This is a genomic window from Pseudorhodoferax sp. Leaf274 (assembly GCF_001422445.1).
Lineage (GTDB): Bacteria > Pseudomonadota > Gammaproteobacteria > Burkholderiales > Burkholderiaceae_C > Pseudorhodoferax.
Map to the genome: position 1 here is coordinate 936,294 of NZ_LMNA01000001.1, position 22,987 is coordinate 959,280.

General features: G+C 66.6%; 30 protein-coding genes and 1 tRNA gene. 24 read left to right on the top strand and 7 right to left on the bottom strand.

The features are described 5' to 3' along the window. Positions 1-7 precede the first annotated feature (7 nt). The 24 genes from ASF44_RS04295 to ASF44_RS04405 all read left to right on the top strand — a co-directional run bounded on the left by ASF44_RS04295 (position 8) and on the right by ASF44_RS04405 (position 15,827). Complete coding sequence (locus ASF44_RS04295; RefSeq protein ID WP_056897884.1) at positions 8-1,081, top strand: ABC transporter ATP-binding protein; 1,074 nt, start codon at positions 8-10, stop codon at positions 1,079-1,081. After that, entirely contained in the window at positions 1,078-1,971 is an 894-nt protein-coding gene (locus ASF44_RS04300) for a carbohydrate ABC transporter permease (RefSeq protein ID WP_056897885.1), read from the top strand. The genes ASF44_RS04295 and ASF44_RS04300 overlap by 4 nt, the downstream gene beginning before the upstream one ends. After that, a complete protein-coding gene (locus ASF44_RS04305; protein ID WP_056897886.1) occupies positions 1,964-2,773 on the top strand; it encodes a carbohydrate ABC transporter permease in 810 nt (269 codons plus the stop codon). Before ASF44_RS04300 ends, ASF44_RS04305 begins: the two co-directional genes overlap by 8 nt. 127 nt (positions 2,774-2,900) lie before the next feature. Continuing rightward, entirely contained in the window at positions 2,901-3,209 is a 309-nt protein-coding gene (locus ASF44_RS04310; RefSeq protein ID WP_056897887.1) for a DUF2160 domain-containing protein, read from the top strand. A gap of 93 nt (positions 3,210-3,302) precedes the next feature. Then, complete coding sequence (locus tag ASF44_RS04315) at positions 3,303-5,036, top strand: ABC transporter substrate-binding protein (protein ID WP_056897888.1); 1,734 nt, start codon at positions 3,303-3,305, stop codon at positions 5,034-5,036. Positions 5,037-5,112: 76 nt separating this feature from the next. Further along, the gene (locus tag ASF44_RS04320; protein WP_056897889.1) at positions 5,113-6,717 is read left to right on the top strand and encodes a glycerol-3-phosphate dehydrogenase/oxidase; all 1,605 of its coding nucleotides are present in this window, start codon (positions 5,113-5,115) and stop codon (positions 6,715-6,717) included. Positions 6,718-6,920: 203 nt separating this feature from the next. Then, positions 6,921-7,289 carry a 50S ribosomal protein L14 gene (rplN, locus tag ASF44_RS04325; protein WP_056897890.1) on the top strand — a complete coding sequence of 123 codons (369 nt, stop codon included), beginning with the start codon at positions 6,921-6,923 and terminating at the stop codon, positions 7,287-7,289. A 9-nt stretch (positions 7,290-7,298) separates the two neighbouring features. Beyond that, on the top strand, positions 7,299-7,622 hold the full coding sequence (gene rplX / locus ASF44_RS04330) for a 50S ribosomal protein L24 (RefSeq protein ID WP_056671735.1): 324 nt from the start codon (positions 7,299-7,301) through the stop codon (positions 7,620-7,622). A gap of 2 nt (positions 7,623-7,624) precedes the next feature. After that, on the top strand, positions 7,625-8,164 hold the full coding sequence (gene rplE / locus ASF44_RS04335) for a 50S ribosomal protein L5 (protein ID WP_056898209.1): 540 nt from the start codon (positions 7,625-7,627) through the stop codon (positions 8,162-8,164). Positions 8,165-8,174: 10 nt separating this feature from the next. Further along, positions 8,175-8,480: a 30S ribosomal protein S14 gene (gene rpsN, locus ASF44_RS04340; protein ID WP_056897891.1), complete on the top strand. Its 306-nt coding sequence runs from the start codon at positions 8,175-8,177 to the stop codon at positions 8,478-8,480. 18 nt (positions 8,481-8,498) lie between these two features. Further along, positions 8,499-8,894 (top strand): 30S ribosomal protein S8, encoded by a 396-nt coding sequence (rpsH, locus tag ASF44_RS04345; RefSeq protein ID WP_056897892.1) that lies wholly within the window; start codon positions 8,499-8,501, stop codon positions 8,892-8,894. 24 nt (positions 8,895-8,918) lie between these two features. Then, the gene (gene rplF / locus ASF44_RS04350) at positions 8,919-9,452 is read left to right on the top strand and encodes a 50S ribosomal protein L6 (RefSeq protein WP_056671746.1); all 534 of its coding nucleotides are present in this window, start codon (positions 8,919-8,921) and stop codon (positions 9,450-9,452) included. Positions 9,453-9,463: 11 nt separating this feature from the next. Continuing rightward, entirely contained in the window at positions 9,464-9,829 is a 366-nt protein-coding gene (gene rplR / locus ASF44_RS04355) for a 50S ribosomal protein L18 (protein ID WP_056897893.1), read from the top strand. A gap of 17 nt (positions 9,830-9,846) precedes the next feature. Continuing rightward, complete coding sequence (gene rpsE, locus ASF44_RS04360; RefSeq protein ID WP_056897894.1) at positions 9,847-10,371, top strand: 30S ribosomal protein S5; 525 nt, start codon at positions 9,847-9,849, stop codon at positions 10,369-10,371. Between the two features lie 14 nt (positions 10,372-10,385). Beyond that, positions 10,386-10,568 carry a 50S ribosomal protein L30 gene (gene rpmD, locus ASF44_RS04365; protein ID WP_056671752.1) on the top strand — a complete coding sequence of 61 codons (183 nt, stop codon included), beginning with the start codon at positions 10,386-10,388 and terminating at the stop codon, positions 10,566-10,568. 11 nt (positions 10,569-10,579) lie between these two features. Further along, on the top strand, positions 10,580-11,011 hold the full coding sequence (gene rplO, locus ASF44_RS04370; RefSeq protein WP_056897895.1) for a 50S ribosomal protein L15: 432 nt from the start codon (positions 10,580-10,582) through the stop codon (positions 11,009-11,011). Positions 11,012-11,040: 29 nt separating this feature from the next. Continuing rightward, on the top strand, positions 11,041-12,360 hold the full coding sequence (gene secY / locus ASF44_RS04375) for a preprotein translocase subunit SecY (protein WP_056897896.1): 1,320 nt from the start codon (positions 11,041-11,043) through the stop codon (positions 12,358-12,360). A gap of 154 nt (positions 12,361-12,514) precedes the next feature. Beyond that, positions 12,515-12,628, top strand: a complete 114-nt coding sequence (rpmJ, locus tag ASF44_RS30810) for a 50S ribosomal protein L36 (RefSeq protein WP_006297867.1) — start codon at positions 12,515-12,517, stop codon at positions 12,626-12,628. Positions 12,629-12,648: 20 nt separating this feature from the next. Further along, complete coding sequence (gene rpsM / locus ASF44_RS04380) at positions 12,649-13,014, top strand: 30S ribosomal protein S13 (RefSeq protein ID WP_056897897.1); 366 nt, start codon at positions 12,649-12,651, stop codon at positions 13,012-13,014. Positions 13,015-13,032: 18 nt separating this feature from the next. After that, a complete protein-coding gene (gene rpsK / locus ASF44_RS04385; RefSeq protein ID WP_056671764.1) occupies positions 13,033-13,437 on the top strand; it encodes a 30S ribosomal protein S11 in 405 nt (134 codons plus the stop codon). Between the two features lie 97 nt (positions 13,438-13,534). Then, positions 13,535-14,158, top strand: coding sequence for a 30S ribosomal protein S4 (gene rpsD, locus ASF44_RS04390; protein WP_056897898.1), 624 nt, complete (start codon positions 13,535-13,537; stop codon positions 14,156-14,158). Between the two features lie 108 nt (positions 14,159-14,266). Further along, positions 14,267-15,256 carry a DNA-directed RNA polymerase subunit alpha gene (gene rpoA / locus ASF44_RS04395; protein ID WP_056897899.1) on the top strand — a complete coding sequence of 330 codons (990 nt, stop codon included), beginning with the start codon at positions 14,267-14,269 and terminating at the stop codon, positions 15,254-15,256. A 66-nt stretch (positions 15,257-15,322) separates the two neighbouring features. Next, positions 15,323-15,724: a 50S ribosomal protein L17 gene (gene rplQ, locus ASF44_RS04400; protein ID WP_056897900.1), complete on the top strand. Its 402-nt coding sequence runs from the start codon at positions 15,323-15,325 to the stop codon at positions 15,722-15,724. Positions 15,725-15,750: 26 nt separating this feature from the next. Beyond that, a tRNA-Met gene (locus ASF44_RS04405) sits at positions 15,751-15,827 on the top strand. A 179-nt stretch (positions 15,828-16,006) separates the two neighbouring features. Here the strand turns inward: ASF44_RS04405 and ASF44_RS04410 are convergent. The 7 genes from ASF44_RS04410 to ASF44_RS32750 form a co-directional block, all read right to left on the bottom strand. Next, positions 16,007-16,708: an ABC transporter ATP-binding protein gene (locus tag ASF44_RS04410; RefSeq protein ID WP_056897901.1), complete on the bottom strand. Its 702-nt coding sequence runs from the start codon at positions 16,706-16,708 to the stop codon at positions 16,007-16,009. After that, positions 16,705-17,457 (bottom strand): ABC transporter ATP-binding protein, encoded by a 753-nt coding sequence (locus tag ASF44_RS04415; RefSeq protein ID WP_056897902.1) that lies wholly within the window; start codon positions 17,455-17,457, stop codon positions 16,705-16,707. The genes ASF44_RS04410 and ASF44_RS04415 overlap by 4 nt, the downstream gene beginning before the upstream one ends. Next, on the bottom strand, positions 17,454-18,419 hold the full coding sequence (locus tag ASF44_RS04420; RefSeq protein ID WP_056898210.1) for a branched-chain amino acid ABC transporter permease: 966 nt from the start codon (positions 18,417-18,419) through the stop codon (positions 17,454-17,456). The genes ASF44_RS04415 and ASF44_RS04420 overlap by 4 nt, the downstream gene beginning before the upstream one ends. Positions 18,420-18,436: 17 nt before the next feature. Then, entirely contained in the window at positions 18,437-19,309 is an 873-nt protein-coding gene (locus ASF44_RS04425) for a branched-chain amino acid ABC transporter permease (protein WP_056898211.1), read from the bottom strand. A 65-nt stretch (positions 19,310-19,374) separates the two neighbouring features. Continuing rightward, positions 19,375-20,568: an ABC transporter substrate-binding protein gene (locus tag ASF44_RS04430; protein ID WP_056897903.1), complete on the bottom strand. Its 1,194-nt coding sequence runs from the start codon at positions 20,566-20,568 to the stop codon at positions 19,375-19,377. Further along, positions 20,565-21,365 (bottom strand): alpha/beta fold hydrolase, encoded by an 801-nt coding sequence (locus tag ASF44_RS32745; RefSeq protein WP_056897904.1) that lies wholly within the window; start codon positions 21,363-21,365, stop codon positions 20,565-20,567. The genes ASF44_RS04430 and ASF44_RS32745 overlap by 4 nt, the downstream gene beginning before the upstream one ends. Next, a complete protein-coding gene (locus ASF44_RS32750; RefSeq protein ID WP_056897905.1) occupies positions 21,362-22,930 on the bottom strand; it encodes a benzoate-CoA ligase family protein in 1,569 nt (522 codons plus the stop codon). Before ASF44_RS32750 ends, ASF44_RS32745 begins: the two co-directional genes overlap by 4 nt. Positions 22,931-22,987: the final 57 nt, after the last annotated feature.

The window sequence follows — 22,987 nt, forward strand, 5'->3', positions numbered from 1 at the left end:
ACACGCCATGGCCCGCATCGAACTCGACCTCGCGCACGCCTACCGGCCGAACCCGCAGCAGGACAGCGACTACGCGCTGCTGCCCCTGAAGATGGTGTTCGAGGACGGCGGCGCCTACGCCTTGCTGGGCCCATCGGGCTGCGGCAAGACCACCTTGCTCAACATCGTCTCGGGCCTGGTGCAGCCCTCGCAGGGCAAGGTGCTGTTCGACGGGCGCGACGTGACCGCGGCATCGCCGCAGCAACGCAACATCGCCCAGGTGTTCCAGTTCCCGGTGATCTACGACACCATGACGGTGGGCGAGAACCTGGCCTTTCCCCTGCGCAACCGCGGCGTGCCGCCGGCACGCATCAAGGAGCGCGTGGGGCGCATCGCCGAGATGCTGGAGCTTTCGGGCCAGCTGGGCCAGCGCGCGGCGGGGCTGGCGGCCGATGCCAAGCAGAAGATCTCGCTGGGCCGCGGATTGGTGCGTGAGGACGTCAGCGCCGTGCTGTTCGACGAGCCGCTGACCGTGATCGACCCGCACCTCAAGTGGCAGCTGCGCCGCAAGCTCAAGCAGATCCACCACGAGCTCAAGCTCACGCTGGTCTACGTCACGCACGACCAGGTGGAGGCGCTGACCTTCGCCGAGAAGGTGGTGGTCATGACGCGCGGGCGTGCCGTGCAGGTGGGCAGTGCGTCCGACCTGTTCGAGCGGCCGCGGCACACCTTCGTCGGCCACTTCATCGGCTCGCCCGGCATGAACTTCGTGGCGGCGCAGTGCCGCGCGGGTGTGCTGGAGGCAGGGGGGCGCGTGCTGGGCGCGGCACCGGCCGGCCTGGCCGATGGCGAACTGCGGCTGGGCGTGCGGCCCGAGTACCTGGCGCTGGCCGCGGCCGAGGCCCCGGGCGCGTTGCCGGCGCTGGTGCAGCGGCTGCAGGACGTGGGCACCTACCAGCTGCTGACCGTGCGCATCGGCGAGCAGGTGCTGAAGGCGCGGCTGGCGCCCGGCCAGCCTGCGCCGGCCGTGGGCGCCATGGCCTGGCTGCAGCTGCTGGGCCCGCACACCTGCCTGTACCGCAACGAGGAGCTCGTGGCATGACGACACCCAAACCCCTGAACCAGAAGGCCTGGCTGCTGGTGCTGCCGGTGTTCATCTGCGTGGCCTTCAGCGCCATCCTGCCGCTCATGACAGTGGTGAACTACTCGGTGCAGGACATCATCAGCCCCGAGCGGCGCGTGTTCGTGGGCACCGAGTGGTTCGCCAACGTGCTGCGCGACGAGGACCTGCACGGCGCGCTGCTGCGCCAGGTCGGCTTCTCGCTGGCGGTGCTGGCGGTGGAGATTCCGCTGGGCATCTTGCTGGCGCTGTCGATGCCGGCGCAGGGCTGGAAGGCCAGCGCGGTGCTGGTGCTGGTGGCGCTGTCGCTGCTGATCCCGTGGAACGTGGTGGGCACCATCTGGCAGATCTATGGCCGGGCCGACATCGGCCTGCTGGGCCACACGCTGCAGCAGCTGGGCTTCGACTACAGCTACACCGGCAACGCCACGCACGCCTGGCTCACGGTGCTGGTGATGGACGTGTGGCACTGGACACCGCTGGTGGCGCTGCTGTGCTACGCCGGCCTGCGCAGCATTCCCGATGCCTACTACCAGGCCGCGCGCATCGACGGCGCCAGCAAGCTTGCGGTGTTCCGCTACATCCAGCTGCCCAAGATGCGCGGCGTGCTCATGATCGCGGTGCTGCTGCGCTTCATGGACAGCTTCATGATCTACACCGAGCCCTTCGTGCTGACGGGTGGCGGCCCCGGCAACGCGACGACCTTCCTGAGCCAGTACCTCACGCAGAAGGCCGTGGGCCAGTTCGACCTGGGGCCGGCGGCGGCGTTCTCGCTGGTGTACTTCCTGATCATCCTGCTGCTGTGCTTCATGCTCTACAACTGGATGCAGCGCGTGGGCACTGCCGACAAGGAGGGCGCTGGCCATGCATGAGCTGTCCAAGAAGCGCGGGCTGTTCCTGGTTGCCTACCTGGTGTTCGCCATCCTGCCCATCTACTGGATGGTGACGATGTCGTTCAAGACCAACCAGGAGATCCTGTCGAGCTTCAGCCTGTGGCCGCAGCACTTCACCTGGGACAACTACCGCACCATCTTCACCGACCCGTCGTGGTACTCGGGCTACATCAACAGCCTGATCTACGTGGCGATCAACACGCTGATCTCGGTCACGGTGGCGCTGCCAGCGGCTTACGCCTTCAGCCGCTACAGCTTCCTGGGCGACAAGCATGTGTTCTTCTGGCTGCTGACCAACCGCATGACGCCGCCCGCGGTGTTCCTGCTGCCGTTCTTCCAGCTCTACACGACGGTGGGGCTCATGGACACGCACCTGGCCGTGGCGCTGGCGCACCTGGTCTTCAACGTGCCGCTGGCGGTGTGGATCCTGGAAGGCTTCATGAGCGGCATCCCGCGCGAGATCGACGAGACGGCCTACATCGACGGCTACAGCTTTCCACGCTTCTTCCTGACCATCTTCCTGCCACTGATCAAGGCCGGCGTGGGCGTGGCGGCGTTCTTCTGCTTCATGTTCAGCTGGGTCGAACTGCTGCTGGCGCGCACGCTGACCAGCGTGAACGCCAAGCCCATCGTGGCGACGATGACGCGCACGGTCAGTGCCTCGGGCATGGACTGGGCGACGCTGGCCGCGGCGGGCGTGCTGACCATCGTGCCGGGCGCCATCGTCATCTGGTTCGTGCGGCACTACATCGCGAAAGGATTCGCGATGGGGCGGGTATGAAGCGAAGGGCGAGGGGCCCCGTCAGGGGATCGACCAGCGCAATGCCCGCGTGCAGCCGAGGGGCTCGATGCCCGTCGGCTGCGCTGCCAGGGGCGGCGAGAGCCACCGACCGTATGAGGAGCAACTGATGTTCGACTGGATGGTCTGGACCACCCCGGTGGCCGTCTTCTTCATCTGCATCGTGCTGATGCTGGCCGGCATGACGGCCTGGGAGATCAGGTCGGCCACCGTGCTGCGCAAGGGCTGGCTGCCGATCGCCACCACGCGCGGCGACCGCTTGTTCATCGGCCTGCTGATGGCGGCCTACATCAATCTGGCCTTCGTCGGCCTGGGCGATCGCATCGCGGCCTGGCTGTCGCTGTCGGGCGAGCCCAGTGTCTGGATCAGCTTCGTCGTGTCCATGGCCGTGCTGGCGCTGGTGATGCGCAAGGGCTGAGCGAGCTTCCAAGGGAGTCCGGCCCGCTGCTTCCCCAGGGCCGTGACCACCCGTACTGCAGGCGAGGGGAGGCACCTTGAGGAGACAAACACCATGAAACTGCCGTTGAACGCGATTGCACTGGCCGCAGCCCTGGCCGTGGCCGGACTGCCGGCCTGGGCCGGCGAGGCCGAGGCCCAGAAATGGGTGGACAGCGAATTCCAGCCCTCCACGTTGGCCAAGGAGCAGCAGCTGGCCGAGATGAAGTGGTTCATCGAAGCGGCCAAGAAGCTGCAGGCCAAGGGCGTCAAGGAGATCTCGGTCGTGTCCGAGACGCTCACCACGCACGAGTACGAGAGCAAGACGCTGGCCAAGGCCTTCGAGGAGATCACCGGCATCAAGGTCAAGCACGACCTGATCCAGGAAGGCGACGTGGTCGAGAAGCTGCAGACCTCGATGCAGTCGGGCAAGAGCATCTACGACGGATGGATCAGCGACTCGGACCTGATCGGCACGCACTACCGCTACGGCAAGATCATGAACCTCACCGACTACATGGCCGGGGCGGGCAAGGAATACACCAACCCCGGGCTGGACATCAAGGACTTCATCGGCACCAAGTTCACGACGGCGCCCGACGGCAAGCTCTACCAGCTGCCCGACCAGCAGTTCGCCAACCTGTATTGGTTCCGCGCCGACCTGTTCGCGCGGCCCGACATCAAGGACAAGTTCAAGGCCAAGTACGGCTACGACCTGGGCGTGCCACTGAACTGGAGCGCCTACGAGGACATCGCCGAGTTCTTCACCAACGACGTCAAGCAGGTCGATGGCAAGGCCATCTACGGCCACATGGACTACGGCAAGAAGGACCCCTCGCTGGGCTGGCGCTTCACCGATGCCTGGCTGTCCATGGCCGGCGCGGCCGATATCGGCGCGCCCAACGGCCTGCCCATCGACGAGTGGGGCATCCGCGTGGCCGACGACAAGTGCACGCCCGTGGGTGCCAGCGTGGAGCGCGGTGGCGCCACCAACTCGCCGGCGGCCGTCTACGCGCTGACCAAGTACGTGGACTGGATGAAGAAGTACGCGCCCAAGGAGGCCACCGGCATGACCTTCGGCGAGGCCGGCCCCGTGCCTGCGCAAGGACAGATCGCGCAACAGATCTTCTGGTACACGGCCTTCACGGCCGACATGACCAAGCCCGGCCTGCCGGTGGTCAACGCCGACGGCACGCCCAAGTGGCGCATGGCGCCGGGCCCGAACGGCCCGTACTGGAAGCAGGGCATGCAGAACGGCTACCAGGACGTGGGCTCGTGGACCTTCTTCCAGGGCCACAACGCCGACAAGACCGCGGCCGCCTGGCTCTATGCGCAGTTCGTCACCGCCAAGACCGTGAGCCTGAAGAAGACCATCGTCGGGCTGACACCCATCCGCGAGAGCGACATCCAGAGCAAGGCCATGACCGACATGGCGCCCAAGCTCGGCGGCCTGGTCGAGTTCTACCGCAGCCCGGCGCGCGTGGCCTGGAGCCCCACCGGCACCAACGTGCCCGACTACCCCAAGCTGGCCCAGCTGTGGTGGAAGAACGTGGCCCAGGCCGTGACCGGCGAGAAGACGCCGCAGGCCGCCATGGACAACCTGGCCAAGGAGATGGACGACGTGATGGCGCGGCTGGAGCGCGCCGGCATGGCCCGCTGCGCGCCCAAGCTCAACAAGCGCGAGGACCCGAAGAAGTGGCTGTCGGACAAGCAGGCGCCCTGGGCCAAGCTGGCCAACGAGAAGCCGAAGGGCGAGACCATCGCCTACGACACGCTGCTGAACGCGTGGAAGGCGGGCAAGGCTCGATAATCGGCCGCGCGCCGGACGGCTGGCGCGCACCAGGGCCGCGCGGCGCCACAAGCGTGCGGCGCGGCCCCTCCATCCGATGAGCACCTCCCCTTCTTCCCCCCTGGCCACCGAACGCGCCGCGCTGTTGGCGGCGCTCGCGGCGGTGCAGGACTTCGACATCGCCATCGTCGGCGGTGGCGCCACGGGCCTGGGCGTGGCCGTGGACGCGGCCTCGCGCGGGCTGCGCACGCTGCTGGTGGAGTCGCACGACTTCGCCAAGGGCACGTCGTCGCGCGCGACCAAGCTCGTGCATGGCGGTGTGCGCTACCTGGCCCAGGGCAACGTGGGCCTGGTGCGCGAGGCACTGCACGAGCGCACCACGCTGCTGCACAACGCGCCGCACCTGGCCCAGCCGCTGGCCTTCGTGATGCCCTGCTACGCACTGTGGGAGGGGCCGTTCTACGGCGCCGGCCTCAAGGCTTACGACCTGCTGGCCGGCGATGCCGGGCTGGGGTCCACGCGCTTCCTGTCGCGCGCGGGCGTGCAGTCGGCGCTGCCCAACATCCGGCCGCAGGGCCTCAAGGGCGGCGTGCTGTACTGGGACGGCCAGTTCGACGATGCGCGGCTGGCGCTGGCGCTGGCGCGCACGGCCGCCAAGCATGGCGCGCTGGTGCTCAACTACTGCGCCGCCACCGGGCTCGTGCACGAAGGCGGCAAGGTGGTCGGGCTGACGCTGCAAGACCGCGAGAACGGCGCCGTGCACACCGTGCGGGCTGGCTGCGTGGTCAACGCCACGGGTGTGTGGGTCGACCAGTTGCGCGCGCAGGATGCGCAGGCGCTGGCCCGGCCGGTCTCGCCCATCGTGGCGCCCAGCCAGGGCGTGCATGCCGTGGTCGACCGCAGCTTCATGCCGACCGACCACGCGCTGCTGGTGCCCAAGACCGCCGACGGCCGCGTGCTGTTCGCCGTGCCCTGGCTCGGCAAGCTGATCCTGGGCACCACCGACACGCCGCGCCAGGACCTGCCCTACGAGCCGCGGCCGTTCGCCGAGGAGCTGGACTTCATCCTGCGCGAATCGGCGCGCTACCTCGCGCGGCCGCCTGCGCGCAGCGACATCCTGAGCTGCTGGGTCGGGCTGCGCCCGCTGGTCAAGCCGTCGGGCGACGAGGCTGGCGCCACCAAGAAGATCAGCCGCGAGCATACCGTGCAGGTCAGCGCCAGCGGCCTGGTCACCGTGACGGGCGGCAAATGGACCACTTACCGGGCCATGGCCGAGGATGTGTTGCAGCAATGCTACGGTCGGCAGCTGCTGCCGGGCCAGGCGCCATGCCGTACGCAGCGGTTGCGCCTGGTCGGCGCCGACGATCTGCTGCCACGGGACCGGCCCGCCATGAGCGCACCCCAGGGCCGCCAGGGCTACGGCAGCGACTGGCCGGCAGTCGCCGCCACGGCAGGAAGTGAGCGCGTGCTCGGCTCCGGAGTCAGCGAGGCCATGGTGCGCTTCGCCGCGCGCCACGAATACGCGCGCACGGTGGAGGATGTGCTGGCCCGGCGCGTGCGGCTGTTGTTCCTGGACGCGCGCCAGGCTGCAGCCCTGGCGCAACCGGTCGCCGAGATCCTGCGCGAGGAGGGCTGTCCGGCACCCGACGCCGAAGCCTTCGTGGCGCTCGCGCAGTCCTATTTGCCGGGCACGCCGGCCTGAGCGATCCACCCGCTTGACACGCCTGCTCACCCCGCACATAATCGCGGGCTTCGCCCTTAAAAGCGATGAAGTTTCTGCCCAAACGTGAGCGCTCCGAGTGGTTCGGGGTGTGAGCGACGGGCCCAAGACTGACCAGGCGGGTTGCAGGTTTCGGGGTTGTCCCGGCGCCGCGGCCCTCCCGGTACAAGTTGGGAATAAGCTAAATGATCCAAACTGAATCCCGGCTGGACGTGGCCGACAACACGGGTGCGAAGTCCGTCCTGTGCATCAAGGTGCTCGGCGGCTCCAAGCGCCGTTACGCCAGTGTCGGCGACATCATCAAGGTGAGCATCAAGGAAGCCGCTCCCCGCGGTCGCGTCAAGAAGGGCGAGATCTACAGCGCCGTCGTGGTGCGCACCGCCAAGGGCATCCGCCGCGGCGATGGCTCGCTCGTGAAGTTCGACGGCAATGCCGCCGTGCTGCTCAACAACAAGCTGGAGCCCATCGGCACCCGCATCTTCGGACCCGTGACGCGCGAACTGCGCACCGAGAAGTTCATGAAGATCGTGTCCCTGGCCCCTGAAGTTCTGTAAGAGGACGCCATGAACAAGATTCGCAAGGGCGACGAAGTGATCGTGCTGACCGGGCGCGACAAGGGCAAGCGCGGCAAGGTGCTGCTGCGTTCGGACGATTCGCATGTGCTGGTCGAGGGCATCAACCTCGTCAAGAAGCATGTCAAGCCGAACCCCATGAAGGGCACCACCGGCGGCATCGTGGAAAAGGGCATGCCCATCCACCAATCCAACGTGGCGATCTTCAACGCCGCAACCGGCAAGGCCGACCGCGTGGGCATCAAGCTGTCCGCAGATGGCAAGACGCGCACCCGCGTGTTCAAGTCCAGCGGCGAAGAAATCAAGGTGGCATGACCATGGCACGACTGCAAGAACACTACCGCGACAAGGTCGCTCCCGAGCTGATCACCAAGTTCGGCTACAAGTCGCCGATGCAGGTTCCGCGCCTGACCAAGATCACGCTGAACATGGGCGTGAGCGAGGCCGTCGCCGACAAGAAGATCATGGACAACGCCGTTGGCGACCTGACCAAGATCGCCGGTCAGAAGCCCGTCGTGACCAAGGCCAAGAAGGCCATCGCCGGCTTCAAGATCCGCGAAGGCCAGGCCATCGGTGCGATGGTCACGCTGCGCGGCGTGAAGATGTACGAGTTCCTGGACCGCTTCGTCACCGTGGCCCTGCCGCGTGTGCGTGACTTCCGTGGTATCAGCGGCCGCGCCTTCGATGGCCGCGGCAACTACAACATCGGCGTCAAAGAACAGATCATCTTCCCCGAGATCGAGTACGACAAGGTCGACGCACTGCGCGGCCTGAACATCAGCATCACCACGACGGCCAAGACCGACGAAGAGTGCAAGGCACTGCTCGCCGGCTTCAAATTCCCGTTCAAGAACTGAGGACAGATCCATGGCCAAAAAAGCTTTGATCGAACGCGAACTGAAGCGGGACCGTCTGGTTGCCAAGTACGCAGCCAAGCATGCCGAGCTGAAGGGCATCGCCAACAGCGCCAAGCACAGCGAAGAAGAGCGCGATGCCGCGCGTCAAGCGCTGCACAAGCTGCCGCGCAACGCCAATCCCACGCGCCAGCGCAACCGCTGCGAAATCACGGGTCGCCCGCGTGGCACCTTCCGTCAATTCGGCCTGGCGCGCGCCAAGATCCGCGAACTGGCGTTCGCGGGCGACATCCCTGGCGTGACCAAGGCCAGCTGGTAAGCAGGCAGGAGATTCGAAATGAGCATGAGTGATCCGATCGCCGATCTGCTGACCCGCATCCGCAACGCGCAGATGGTGTCCAAGACCACGGTGACGCTGCCTTCTTCCAAAGTGAAGATCGCCATTGCCCAGGTGCTGAAGGACGAGGGCTACATCGATGGCTTCCGCGTCGTTCAGGACGGCAACAAGTCCGAACTGGAAATCGCGCTGAAGTACTACGCCGGTCGCCCGGTGATCGAGCGCATCGAGCGCGTGAGCCGCCCCGGCCTGCGCGTCTACAAGGGCCGCGACGCCATTCCCCAGGTCCAGAACGGCCTGGGCGTGGCCATCGTGACGACGCCCAAGGGCGTCATGACCGACCGCAAGGCGCGCGCATCCGGTGTGGGTGGCGAAGTTCTTTGCTACGTCGCCTAAACCGGCAGCCAGGAGAAAGAGCAAATGTCTCGAGTAGGTAAAGCGCCGGTGTCCATTCCCGCGGGTGTGGATGTGGCGGTCAAAGACGACCAGATCAGCGTCAAGGGTTCCGGTGGCCAGCTGTCGCTGACCCAGAACCGCCTGGTCACGGTGAAGAGCGAAGGCGGCAAGCTGAGCTTCACGCCGATCGACGAATCGCGCGAAGCCAACGCCATGAGCGGCACCATGCGTCAGCTGGTGAACAACATGGTGGTCGGCGTCAGCAAGGGCTTCGAGAAGAAGCTGACCCTGATCGGAGTGGGCTACAAGGCCCAGGCCCAGGGCGCCAAGCTGAACCTGGCCGTTGGCTATTCGCACCCCGTCAATGTGGACATGCCCGCCGGTATCACGGTGGCCACGCCCGCTCCCACGGAAATCGTGATCAAGGGTGCCGACCGCCAGCGCGTCGGCCAGATCGCCGCCGAGATTCGTGCCATCCGTCCGCCCGAGCCCTACAAGGGCAAGGGCATCCGCTACGCGGACGAGAAGGTCACGATCAAGGAAACGAAGAAGAAGTAAGGGGCAGCATCATGTTGACCAAGAAAGAACAACGTCTGCGCCGCGCGCGTCAGACCCGTATCCGGATCGCCACGCAAGGTGTTGCACGCCTGACCGTGAACCGTACCAACCTGCACATCTACGCCAGCGTCATCTCCGGCGACGGTGCCAAGGTGCTGGCCTCTGCCTCCACTCAGGAAGCCGATGTGCGCAAGGAACTGGGCGCCTCGGGCAAGGGTGGCAATGCCGCCGCTGCCTCGGTGATCGGCAAGCGCATCGCCGAGAAGGCCAAGGCCGCTGGCGTCGAGAAGGTCGCGTTCGACCGTTCGGGCTTCGCCTACCACGGCCGCGTCAAGGCTCTGGCCGACGCTGCCCGTGAAGCCGGCCTGCAGTTCTAACGAGATCGGAATCCATCATGGCAAGAATGCAAGGGAAGATGCAGGGCAAGGCTGAAGGGCCTGAGGACGGCCTGCGCGAGAAGATGATCGCGGTCAACCGCGTGACCAAGGTGGTGAAGGGCGGCCGTATCCTCGGTTTCGCCGCACTGACCGTTGTCGGCGACGGTGACGGCCGCGTCGGCATGGGCAAGGGCAAGTCCAAGGAAGTGCCCGCAGCCGTGCAAAAGGCGATGGAAGAAGCCCGTCGCAACATGGTCAAGGTCACGCTGAAGAACGGCACCGTGTTCCACACGGTGCACGGCCACCATGGCGCCTCGCGCGTCATGATGAGCCCGGCTCCCAAGGGTACCGGCATCATCGCCGGCGGCCCGATGCGCGCCGTGTTCGAAGTCATGGGCATCACCGATGTCGTGGCCAAGAGCCATGGCTCGTCCAACCCGTACAACATGGTGCGTGCAACGCTGGACGCGCTGCGCAATTCCACCACGCCAGGCGAGATTGCCGCCAAGCGTGGCAAGACGGTCGAAGAGATCTTCGGCTGAGCGAGGGACTGAACATGTCTACCGAACAAACCGTCAAGGTGCAGCTGGTGCGTAGCCCCATCGGCACCAAGGAATCGCACCGCGCCACCGTGCGCGGCCTGGGTCTGCGCAAGCTCAACAGCGTGAGCGAACTGAAGGACTCCCCCGAGGTGCGCGGCATGATCAACAAGATCGCCTACCTGGTGAAGGTCCTGTAAGAGGAACGACGATGGAACTCAACAGCATCCAACCCGCCGCAGGCGCCAAGCATGCCAAGCGCCGTGTCGGCCGCGGCATCGGCTCCGGCCTGGGCAAGACCGCAGGCCGCGGTCACAAGGGCCAGAAGTCGCGCTCCGGTGGCTACCACAAGGTCGGCTTCGAGGGCGGTCAGATGCCCATGCAGCGCCGCCTGCCCAAGCGTGGCTTCAAGTCGCAACTGCTCAAGTTCAACGCCGAGGTCACCCTGGGCGCGCTGGACAAGCTGGGCGCGGCCGAAGTCGACGTGCTGTCGCTCAAGCAAGCTGGCCTGATCGGCGAGCTGGCCAAGGTGGTCAAGGTCATCAACACCGGCAAGCTGACGCGCGCCGTGAAGTTGACGGGCATCGGCGCCACGGCGTCCGCCAAGGCCGCCATCGAAGCGGCCGGCGGCAGCCTGGCCTGATCCGCAGGTCGTGAACGAGGATTCGCCTGGTGGCCACTAGTACGGCAAACATCGCAAAGACGGGCAAGTTCGGCGACCTGCGTCGCCGGCTGGTCTTCTTGCTGCTGGCGCTGGTCGTCTACCGCATCGGGGCGCACATCCCAGTGCCGGGCATCAACCCCGATCAACTGCGCCAGTTGTTCAGCGGCCAGCAGGGCGGCATCCTGAACCTGTTCAACATGTTCTCGGGCGGAGCGCTGTCGCGCTTCACCGTGTTCGCGTTGGGCATCATGCCGTACATCTCGGCATCGATCATCATGCAGCTGGCGACCTACGTCGTGCCGACCTTCGAGCAATTGAAGAAGGAAGGCGAGGCCGGTCGTCGCAAGATCACGCAGTTCACGCGCTACGGCACGTTGGCGCTCGCGCTATTCCAGTCGCTGTCGATCGCGGTGGCGCTGGAAAGCTCGGCCGGCCTGGTGATCTCGCCCGGCTTCGGTTTCCGGATGACGGCCGTCGTGAGCCTGACGGCAGGCACGATGTTCCTGATGTGGCTGGGTGAGCAGATCACCGAGCGTGGCCTGGGCAACGGCATCTCGATCCTGATCTTCGCCGGTATCGCCGCCGGTCTGCCGAGTTCCATCGGCGGGCTGCTGGAGCTGGTGCGCACGGGTGCGATGAGCATCATCGTGGCGCTGATCATCGTGGTGGTCGTGGCACTGGTGACCTACTTCGTGGTGTTCGTGGAACGCGGCCAGCGCAAGATCCTCGTGAACTATGCGCGGCGCCAGGTCGGCAACAAGGTCTACGGCGGGCAATCGTCCCACCTGCCCCTGAAGCTGAACATGGCCGGTGTGATTCCGCCGATCTTCGCGTCGTCCATCATCCTGCTGCCGGCGACGGTGGTGGGCTGGATGAGCTCTGGTGGCGAAGGCTGGTTCTCGCGCCTGCTGCGCGATGCCGCCGCGACGCTGAGCCCCGGCCAGCCCATCTACGTGATGTTCTATGCCGCGGCGATCGTGTTCTTCTGCTTCTTCTACACGGCGTTGGTGTTCAACAGCCGCGAGACGGCGGACAACCTGAAGAAGAGCGGCGCGTTCATTCCGGGCATCCGTCCGGGCGAACAGACCGCGCGCTACATCGACAAGATCCTGCTGCGACTGACGTTGGCTGGTGCCATCTACATCACCTTCGTCTGCCTGCTGCCGGAGTTCCTGATCCTGAAGTACAACGTTCCGTTCTACTTCGGAGGCACGTCGCTGCTGATCATCGTGGTGGTCACCATGGACTTCATGGCCCAGGTGCAGAACTACATGATGTCGCAGCAGTACGAGTCGTTGCTCAAGAAGGCGAACTTCAAGGGCGGTTAGACAAGGATTTCACCGGGAAGGGCTGGATGCATGGCATCCGTCCCGACCGCGGTGGCACGGTGACGGTCGAATTGACGCCTTACGACCTGTCGCGAGCGTGGAAGAGGTTCCACGCCAATGGGTTGGCAAGGGCAAACAGTTTTAGGAGAGAGTTATGAGAGTTTCGGCTTCGGTCAAGAAAATCTGCCGCAACTGCAAGATCATCCGTCGCAACGGCGTGGTCCGCGTGATCTGCACCGATCCGCGTCACAAGCAGCGCCAAGGCTGATCAGGATTTAAGAGGACGTTATGGCACGTATTGCTGGTATCAACATTCCGCCGCATCAGCACGCCGAGATCGGCCTGACCGCGATTTATGGCATTGGCCGCACCCGCGCTCGCAAGATCTGCGAAGCCTGTGGCATTGCCTACTCCAAGAAGATCAAGGAGCTGACGGACGCTGATCTGGAAAAGATCCGCGACCAGATCGCCGCATTCACGATCGAGGGTGACCTGCGCCGTGAGACGACGATGAACATCAAGCGCCTGATGGACATCGGCTGCTACCGCGGCTTCCGCCATCGCCGTGGCCTGCCCATGCGCGGCCAGCGTACGCGCACCAACGCCCGCACCCGCAAGGGTCCGCGCAAGGCCGCCCAGGCCCTGAAGAAGTAAAGAGATTGAGAGATCACCATGGCTAAGCAACCGTCGAACAACGCCGCCCAGCGCGTGCGCAAGAAGGTCCGCAAGAACGTCTCCGACGGTGTTGCGCACGTGCACGCTTCCTTCAACAACACCATCATCACGATCACCGACCGCCAGGGCAACGCCCTGTCGTGGGCATCGTCGGGTGGACAGGGCTTCAAGGGCTCGCGCAAGTCCACGCCGTTCGCCGCCCAGGTGGCGTCCGAGGTGGCTGGCCGTGCGGCCATGGAGCAGGGCATCAAGAACCTGGACGTTGAGATCAAGGGCCCCGGCCCTGGCCGCGAGTCCTCGGTTCGTGCACTCGGTGCGCTGGGCATCCGCATCACGTCGATCTCCGACGTGACGCCGGTCCCGCACAACGGCTGCCGCCCGCAAAAACGCCGCCGCATCTGAGCGTTTTTCGGTCTTCTCATAAGCCCACCGCCGTCGGCAACTGACCGGCGGCTCCTGCGGCGTTTCGCCGCAGCAGTTGATTCAAAGGACACACCAAGTGGCACGCTATCTCGGCCCCAAGGCCAAACTTTCCCGCCGCGAAGGCACCGACCTGTTCCTGAAGAGCGCCCGCCGCTCGATCAGCGACAAGGCCAAGTTCGACTCCAAGCCCGGCCAGCACGGCCGCACCTCGGGCGCCCGCACCAGCGACTACGGCCTGCAACTGCGCGAGAAGCAGAAGGTCAAGCGCATGTACGGCGTGCTGGAGAAGCAGTTCCGCCGCTACTTCGAAGAAGCCGACCGTCGCCGTGGCAACACGGGTGCCAACCTGCTGTCGCTGCTGGAATCGCGCCTGGACAACGTCGTCTACCGCATGGGCTTCGGTTCCACGCGCGCCGAGGCACGCCAACTGGTCGCGCACAAGGCCATCACCGTGAATGGCAAGAGCGTGAACATCGCTTCGTACTCGGTCAAGGTCGGTGACGTGGTCGCCGTGCGCGAGAAGTCGAAGAAGCAGAACCGCATCGTCGAAGCGCTGCAGCTGGCCCAGCAAGTCGGCATTCCGGCCTGGGTGGAAGTCAGCCTGGACAAGGCCGAAGGCACCTTCAAGAAGACGCCGGACCGCGATGAGTTCGGTGCCGACATCAACGAATCGCTGATCGTCGAACTGTATTCGCGCTGATCGGCGCAACGCCTCGCGCGTTTTTTTCCTGGGCCCGCACGCACGCGGGCCTAGGCACTTCACCAGCCTTACCGGTGTAACGAGCTGGGGGTATTGAGAGGAAGCTGCATGCAAACCAATCTGCTGAAACCCAAAGCCATCAATGTGGAGCAACTTGGCCCGAACCGGGCCAAAGTTGCTTTGGAGCCGTTCGAGCGCGGCTACGGTCACACGCTGGGCAACGCGCTGCGCCGAGTCCTGCTGTCCTCGATGGTGGGCTATTCGGCAACCGAAGTCACCATCGCCGGTGTGTTGCACGAGTACTCGTCCATCGACGGTGTCCAGGAGGATGTGGTCAACATCCTGCTGAACCTCAAGGGCGTGGTGTTCAAGCTGCACAACCGCGACGAGGTCACGCTGAGCCTGCGCAAGGACGGCGATGGCGTCGTCACCGCCGCCGACATCCAGACGCCGCACGACGTCGAGATCATCAACCCTGACCATGTCATCGCCACGCTGTCGCAAGGCGGCAAGCTGGACATGCAGATCAAGGTTGAAAAGGGCCGTGGCTACGTGCCGGGCAGCATGCGCCGCCATGGCGACGAGCAGACCAAGTCGATCGGCCGCATCGTGCTGGACGCTTCGTTCTCGCCCGTCAAGCGCGTGAGCTACACGGTCGAAAGCGCCCGTGTGGAACAGCGTACCGACCTGGACAAGCTGGTCGTCGAGATCGAGACCAATGGTGCAATCACGGCCGAAGACGCCGTGCGCGCCTCGGCCAAGATCCTGGTCGAGCAACTGGCCGTGTTCGCACAGCTGGAAGGCAGCGAGCTGGCTGCGTTCGACGCACCCGCACCGCGCGGCAACGCGCAGTTCGACCCGATCCTGCTGCGCCCTGTCGACGAACTCGAGCTGACGGTGCGTTCGGCCAACTGCCTGAAGGCCGAAAACATCTACTACATCGGCGATCTGATCCAGCGCACCGAAAATGAGCTGCTGAAGACGCCGAACCTGGGCCGCAAGTCCTTGAACGAAATCAAGGAAGTGCTCGCCTCGCGTGGCCTGACCCTGGGCATGAAGCTGGAAAGCTGGCCGCCCGCAGGCCTGGACAAACGTTAATTTCAACCTGGTGAACGGGCGAGTACCTGACACGGCCGCCCTGATCGATAAAGAAAGGAAATCACCATGCGCCACGGACACGGACTCCGCAAACTCAACCGCACCAGCTCGCACCGCCTGGCGATGCTGCGCAACATGATGAACTCGCTCATCGAGCACGAAGTCATCAAGACCACGGTCCCCAAGGCCAAGGAACTGCGCCGCGTCGTCGAGCCGATGATCACGCTGGCCAAGGAAGCCACGGTGGCGAACCGCCGCCTGGCGTTCGACCGCCTGCGCAGCCGCGACAGCGTCGTCAAGCTGTTCGACGAACTGGGCCCGCGCTTCAAGGCACGTCCCGGTGGCTACACGCGCATCTTGAAGATGGGCTTCCGCGTCGGCGACAACGCGCCCATGGCGCTGGTCGAGCTGGTGGACCGTCCTGAAGTTTCTGAAGAAGTTTCTTCCACCGAAGAGGCCAAGGCGTAAAAAGTACGCTATACTTGCTGTCTTGCCGCGCGATGGAGCAGTCTGGTAGCTCGTTGGGCTCATAACCCAAAGGTCGGAGGTTCAAATCCTTCTCGCGCAACCAAAGATACGGTGCCCAAAAGCACCGACAAAGCCCGCCCAGTGCGGGCTTTGTTGTTTCTGGCTGGAGCAGCCCGAGCCGCAGTCCATCGGCCGTCTGCAGGCGGATGAGTCACGGGGGCGTTTGGGAGCGTATTGGCCGCCCTTTGGCCCCGCTAGCACCGCTGGCCCCCTGCGCAAGGTTTACACGCCGAGCCGTTCGCCCAGTGCCTGCGGGTTCAACAGCAGCGCCGCAGACGCACCGCGCAACACGACCTGTCCCTTTTCCATCACCAGCGCCCGGTCGGTGTGCGCCAGCACCTTGCGCCAATCGCGGTCGACAATCAGCGTGGCGATGCCGGTGCTGCGGATCTGCGCGATCACGCGCCAGATCTCGGCCACGACCAGTGGCGCCAGGCCCTCGGTGGCCTCGTCCAGGATCAGCAGGCGCGGATTGGTCATGAGCGCGCGGCCGATCGACAGCATCTGCTGCTCGCCGCCCGACAGCTGGTTGCCGCCGTTGCCCAGGCGTTCGGCCAGGCGCGGGAAGGTGGCCAGCACGCGCTCGTGCGTCCACTCCCGCTTGCCGTCGATGCCCGGCCGCGCCGCCATGAGCAGGTTCTCGCGCACCGAAAGATTGGGGAAGATGCCGCGGCCCTCGGGCACGTAGCCTATGCCCAGCCGGGCCATCTTCTCGGGTGGCAGGCCGCCCACGTCACGGCCATCGCACTGCACGCGGCCGCGGGCCGGGCGCACGTAGCCCATCAGCGTGCGGATCAGCGTGGTCTTGCCCATGCCGTTGCGGCCCAGCAGGCCAACCGCAGTGGCGGTCGGGATCTCGGCCGAGACGCCGTGCAGGATGTGGCTGTCGCCATAGTAGGTGTGCAGGTCGTCGAAGCGGATCATGCGTGCTGCTCCTCGCCGAGGTAGGCCGTGCGGACCTGCGGGTCGTTGCGGATGGTGTCCGGCGTGCCGCTGGCGATCACCGCGCCGTTGACCATGACCGTGATGCGCTCGGCGATGCGGAACACCGCATCCATGTCGTGCTCCACGAGCAGGATGGCGTGCGCGGGCTTGAGACGCTCCAGCAGCGCCAGCATGCGCTCGGTCTCCTCGGCGCCCATGCCGGCCAGCGGCTCGTCGAGCAGCAGCACGCGCGGTCGGGTGGCCAGGCACATCGCCACTTCCAGCTGGCGCTTTGCGCCGTGGCTCAGCGTGCCGGCGGTGCGCGTGGCCAGCGCCACGAGGCCCGTGGCTTCCAGCGCCTTGTCGGCCGCGCCGCTGCTGCTGGCGCAGCCGCGGGCCGACTGCCACAGCGCCCAGGGCCGTGGCGTGGCGGCCTGCGCCGCCAGGCGGCAGTTCTCGTGCACCGTGAACTCCGGGAAGATCGTGGTGCGCTGGTAGCTGCGGCCCACGCCCGACAGCGCGCGGCGCGCCTGTGGCTTGGCGGTGATGTCTTCGCCGTCCAGTGTGATGCGGCCCTCGGAGGCGGCGATCTCGCCCGACAGCATGTTGATCAGCGTGGACTTGCCCGCGCCATTGGTGCCGATCACTGCATGCACCTCGCCCACGTGCAGGTCCAGCGTGACGGCGTTCACGGCCACCAGTCCGCCGAAGCGGCGCGTGAGGCCTTCGACCTGCATCAGCGCGTTCATGGCTTGCGTCCTTTCACGAGGCCGACCAACCCCTTGGGCAGCAGCGCCACAAAGCCGATGATGGCCAGCCCCAGCGTCAGCTGCCAGTGGTCGGCCAGCGGCCCCACCAGCGCCTGCGTGCCCAGCAGTTCCTTGAGCAGCGTGAAGGCCACCGCCCCCAGCACCGCGCCGCGCAGGTGGCCGATGCCGCCCAGGATCACCATGAGCAGCACCTCGCCCGAGATGTGCCAGGACAGCATCTCCGGGTTGACCACGCCGTCGCGCGCTGCCACCAGGAAGCCTGCCAGCCCTGCCAGCGCGCCGGCCAGCACGAAGGCCGCGAGCTTGTAGCCGTAGGTCGGAAAGCCCGCCGCACGCATGCGCTGCTCGTTCACGCGGATGCCGGCCAGCGCAGCGCCGAAGCGCGAGCGGCGGACCACGGCCAGCAGGCCGTAGGTGAACACCAGCGCCGCCAGCACCACGTAGAACAGCACGGTGCGGTTCTCCATGTCGAGCGCGCCCGCGGCGGGCCGCACGTAGAGGTAGATGCCGTCGCTGCCGCCGCCGATGGGCGTGTCGTGGAACACGAAGTACGCCATCTGCGCGAAGGCCAGCGTCACCATGATGAAGTACACGCCGCGCGTGCGCAGGCTCAAGAGGCCGACCGCCAGCGCATACAGCGCCGCGCCACCCATCGCGAGGAACAGCAGCCAGAACAGGTTGCCGCCCCCATCGCCCGAGCCCAGCACGGTGGCATAGGCGCCGATGCCGTAGTAGGCCGCGTGGCCCAGGCTGACCAGGCCGGTCATGCCGACCAGCAACTGCAGGCTCAGCGCGAAGATCGCCAGCACCATGACCTTGACCATGAGGTCGGCCAGGTAGCCGCCCAGCAGCGGCCCGGCGATGCCCAGCGCGACCGCCACGGCCAGCGGCAGCCACAGGCCGTCGAAGGGGCGCGGGGTGGAGGATGGCGTGGTCGGCATGGCAAGCGTGGTCGTGTTCATGCGCGCCGCCCCATCAGCCCCTCGGGCCGCCAGATGAGCACGATGGCCATCAGCACGTAGATGCCGATGCCCGCGAGTTCGGCGAACAAGACCTTGCCGAAGGTGTCGACGAAGCCCACCAGCAGCGAGGCCACGAGTGCGCCCGTGATCGATCCGATGCCGCCGATCACCACCACCACGAAGCACACGATCAGCACGCTGGCGCCCATGTTGGGATAGACCGACGCCATGGGCGCGGCGATCATGCCGGCCAGTGCCGCCAGCGCCACGCCGGCCGCGAACACGGTGCGGTACAGCCGCCGGATGTCGATGCCCAGGCCGCGCACCATGTCGCGGTCGCTCGCGCCGGCGCGCACCATCATGCCCAGCCGCGTGCGGTTGACCACGAAGTACAGCCCGACCGCCAGCACGATGCACGCGGCCGATGCGAACAGCCGGTACCACGGATACTGCATGATGCCGCCCAGGCCGAAGCTGCCGGCCAGCCAGTCGGGCACCGGCACGCCATGCACGTCGTTGCCCACCAGCATGGAACGCAACTCCTCGAACACGAGGATCAGGCCGTAGGTCATCAGCACCTGCTGCAGGTGCTCGCGCTGGTACAGGTAGCTGAAGAACACCCACTCCAGCACGTAGCCGAAGATCGCGGCCAGCACCATGCCGCACACCAGCATCGGCAGGAAGTGGCCGCCGAACAGCGGCGACAGCGCGAACGCCATGTAGGCGCCGATCATGTAGAAGCTGCCATGCGCCAGGTTGATCACGCCCATGATCCCGAAGATCAGCGTGAGCCCCGACGCCAGCAGGAACAGCAGCAGCCCGTATTGCACGGCATTGAGGCACTGCACGAGAAAGGTGGCAAGGTCCACGGCGGTCATCCCCGGCTAGACGGAAAGGGGCAGGGCGCGCGCAGCGCTCTGCACGGAGCGTGCGTTCAGTTCTTGCAGCCGCGCGCGGGATCGGACAGCGCCTTGGACGCGACCCCCACCACCTTGTTCTCCTTGCCGTCCACCTTGCGCAGGTAGATGTCCTGCACCGGGTTGTGCGACTTGGACATCGTGAACACGCCGCGCGGGCTGTCGAACTTCGCCTTCTCCACGGCGGCGGCGAACTCCGGCTTCTTGCCGACGTCGCCCTTCACGGCGTCCAGGCCCACGCGCAGGATCTGTGCGGCGTCGTAGCCCTGCACGCCGTACACGTCGGGCTGCAGCTTGAAGGCCTTGGCATATGCGGTGCGGAAGGCCTTGTCGCGCGGCGTGTCCAGCCCGTCTGCGTAGTGCAGCGTGGTCAGCAGGCCCTGGGCGGCGTCGCCCTGCGCGTCCAGCGTGCCGTCGGTCAGGAAGCCCGAGCCGTACAACGGCACCGTCTTGTGGAGTCCGGCGCCGGCGTAGTCCTTGACGAACTTCACGGCGCCCCCGCCGGCGAAGAAGGCGAACACCGCATCGGGCTTGGCCGCCGCGATCTCGGTCAGCAGCGCCTGGAACTCCACGTTCGGGAACGGCAGCGTGAGCTGCTTGGTCACCTTGCCGCCTTCCTTCTCGAAGCCTTCCTTGAAGGCATTGGTCATCTCGTCGCCGGCCGCGTACTTCCAGCTGATGGTGATCGCGGTCTTCTTCTTTTCCTGCCTGGCCGCCACCAGGCCCATGCCGTAGGACGACTGCCAGTTGGAGAACGAACTGCGGAAGATGTTGGGCGCGCACATCGGCCCCGTCACCGCGTCGGAGCCCGCATTGGGCACGATCAGCAGCGTGTTGCTCTCCTTGGCCGCGCGCGCCATGGCCATGGCCACGCCCGAGTGCACGGTGCCCACGATCACGTCGACCTTGTCGCGCTTGATGAGCTTGTTGACGTTCTCGGTGGCCTTGGCCGGATCGGATTCGTCGTCCACCTTGAAGTACTCGATCTCGCGGCCGGCGATCTTGCCGCCCTGCTCGTCCACGTAAAGCCTGAAGCCGTTCTCGATCGCCACGCCCAGCGCGGTGAAGGTGCCGCTGTAGGGCAGCATCAGGCCGACCTTGAGCTTCTCGCCGGTCTGCGCGTGCGCGCCGCCGGCCAGGGCCAGGGTGGCGGCCAGCGCCCAGGTGCTGCCGCGGCGGATGCCGGTCGTGCGGGTCGTGGAAGAGGTCATGCTTGTCTCCGGTTGTGAATGAATGCGCGCGCCGCCGCGATGACCTGCTCGGGCTGGTCGCGGTGCGGGGAATGGCCGCAATGCGGCAGCTCCAGCAGTTCGGTGCCCGGCACGCCCTCGGCGATGCCGCGGATCTGGGCCAGGGTGCCGTAGACGTCGTCCAGCCCCTGGATGGCCAGCACCTGGCAGCGGATGCCGGCCAGTGCGTCGGTGATGTTCCAGCGCCGAAAGCGCGGGTGCAGCCACGCGGCGTTCCAGCCGTGGAAGGCCGAATCCGGGTCGTCGTGGTAGCGCGCCAGGCGCGCGCGCAGGTCGGTGTCGCGGTAGGCCACGCGGGCCTGCTCGATGCTGGCGATGCTCAGGTCCTCGACGAAGATGTGGGGCGCCAGCAGCACCAGGCCGGCCACGCGCACCGGCTGGTGCGCCGCGTGCAGCAGCGCGATGGAGCCGCCATCGCTGTGGCCGACCAGCCAGCACGGCCGGGTGATGTCCAGCGCGTCCAGCAAGGCGGGCAGCACCTCGTGCGCCTGGCGGTGCATGAAGTCCGGCTCCCAGTGCTCGCCGCGGGCGCGCGGCGTGGAGCGGCCGTAGCCCGGGCGCGAGAACACCAGGCCGCGTGCGCCCACGGCGGCGCACAGCCGCGCGGGGAAGTCCTTCCACATCGCCACCGAGCCCAGACCCTCGTGCAGGAACACGAGCAGCGGGGCCTTGCGCGCGTCGAGCGCGTCTGCGCCCAGCCACTGGTATTCGATGGACACGCGGCGCGCGCCCCATTCCAGGTCGGCGAAGGCGCTCACGCCTGGCCTTCGCGTTCGCGCAGGCGAAAGCGCTGGATCTTGCCGGTGGCGGTCTTGGGCAACTCGCCGATGAACTCGATCTGGCGCGGGTACTTGTAGGCGGCCAGCTTCTGCTTGACGAAGGCCTTCAGCGCCGCCTCGTCGGCCTGCTGGCCTTCCTTGAGCACCACGAAGGCCTTGGTCTTGGTCAGGCCCTCGGCATCCGGCGTGCCGATCACGGCGGCCTCCAGCACGGCGGGGTGCTGCATCAGCGTGGCCTCGACCTCGAACGGCGAGACGTAGATGCCGCTGACCTTGAGCATGTCGTCGCTGCGGCCTGCGTAGGTGTAGTAGCCCTCGGCATCGCGCACGTACTTGTCGCCGCTCTTGGTCCAGCCGCCCTGGAAGGTCTCGCGCGTCTTGTCGCGGTTGCCCCAGTACATCAGCGCGGCGCTCGGCCCGCGGATGTAGAGCTCGCCGACCTCGCCGTCGGCCACCGGCCCGCCATCCTCGCCGCGCAGCGCGATCTCGTAGCCTTCCACGGGCTTGCCGGTGCTGCCGTAGCGCACGTCGTCGGGCCGGTTGGACAGGAACACGTGCAGCATCTCGGTCGAGCCGATGCCGTCCACGATGTCGCAGCCGAAGTGCGCCTTGAAGCGCTGCGCGATCTCCGCCGGCAGCGCCTCCCCGGCCGACGAGCACATGCGCAGCGCCACGTCCGCGCGCGCGGGCAGCCGGGGCGAGGCCAGCATGCCCGCGAAGCCCGTGGGCGCGCCGAAGAACACCGTGGGCTTGCATTGCAGCTGCGTCCAGCGCTGGAACACCGCGTCGGGCGTGGGCCGCTCGGCCATCAGCACCACGCAGGCACCGACCGACAGCGGAAACGTCAGTGCATTGCCCAGGCCATAGGCGAAGTACAGCTTGGCGGCGGAAAAACAGACATCGCGCTCGGTCAGCGCCAGCACCGCCTTGCCGTAGAGCTCGGCCGTCCACCACAGGCTGCGCTGCGTGTGCACCGTGCCCTTGGGCTTGCCCGTGGAGCCCGAGGAGTACAGCCAGAAGCCGGGCTCGTCGCCGGTGGTGGGGGCCGGTGCCGCTGCCGGCGTGGCGGCCGCCAGCGCCGCCTCGAAGTCCAGCGCACCGGCGGGCAAGGGCCCCGTGGGCTGCGAGACGATCGTGCTGCGCACCTCGTGCGCGCAGTCCTTGCACCCGGCCATCGCGGCCTGCACCGTGGGCAGCAGCGCGCCCGAGACCAGCACGGCCTGCGCGCGGCTGTGGGTGAGCATGTAGGCGTAGTCGGCCACGGTCAGCAGCGTGTTCACCGCCACCGGCACGATGCCCGCGTACAGGCAGCCCAGGAAGCTCACCGGCCAATCGTGCGAGTCCAGCATCAGCAGCAGCACGCGCTCTTCGCGGCGCACGCCGGCCGCCAGCAGCGCCCCTGCGAGGCGCCGGGCGCGCTGCTCCAGCGCGCCATAGCTCAGCGGGCCGCGGTCGTCGATATAGGCCGTGCGGTCGGCGCGCTGGCGGTGCAGCGCGAACAGGTGTCCGGCGAAGTTGAACGGGCCGTCGGGGGATGTGGGCATGCGCGTCTCCGTCTGTTCTGTGCGGCCCGGATGCCGGCGCGTGCGGCGCCGCGGCTT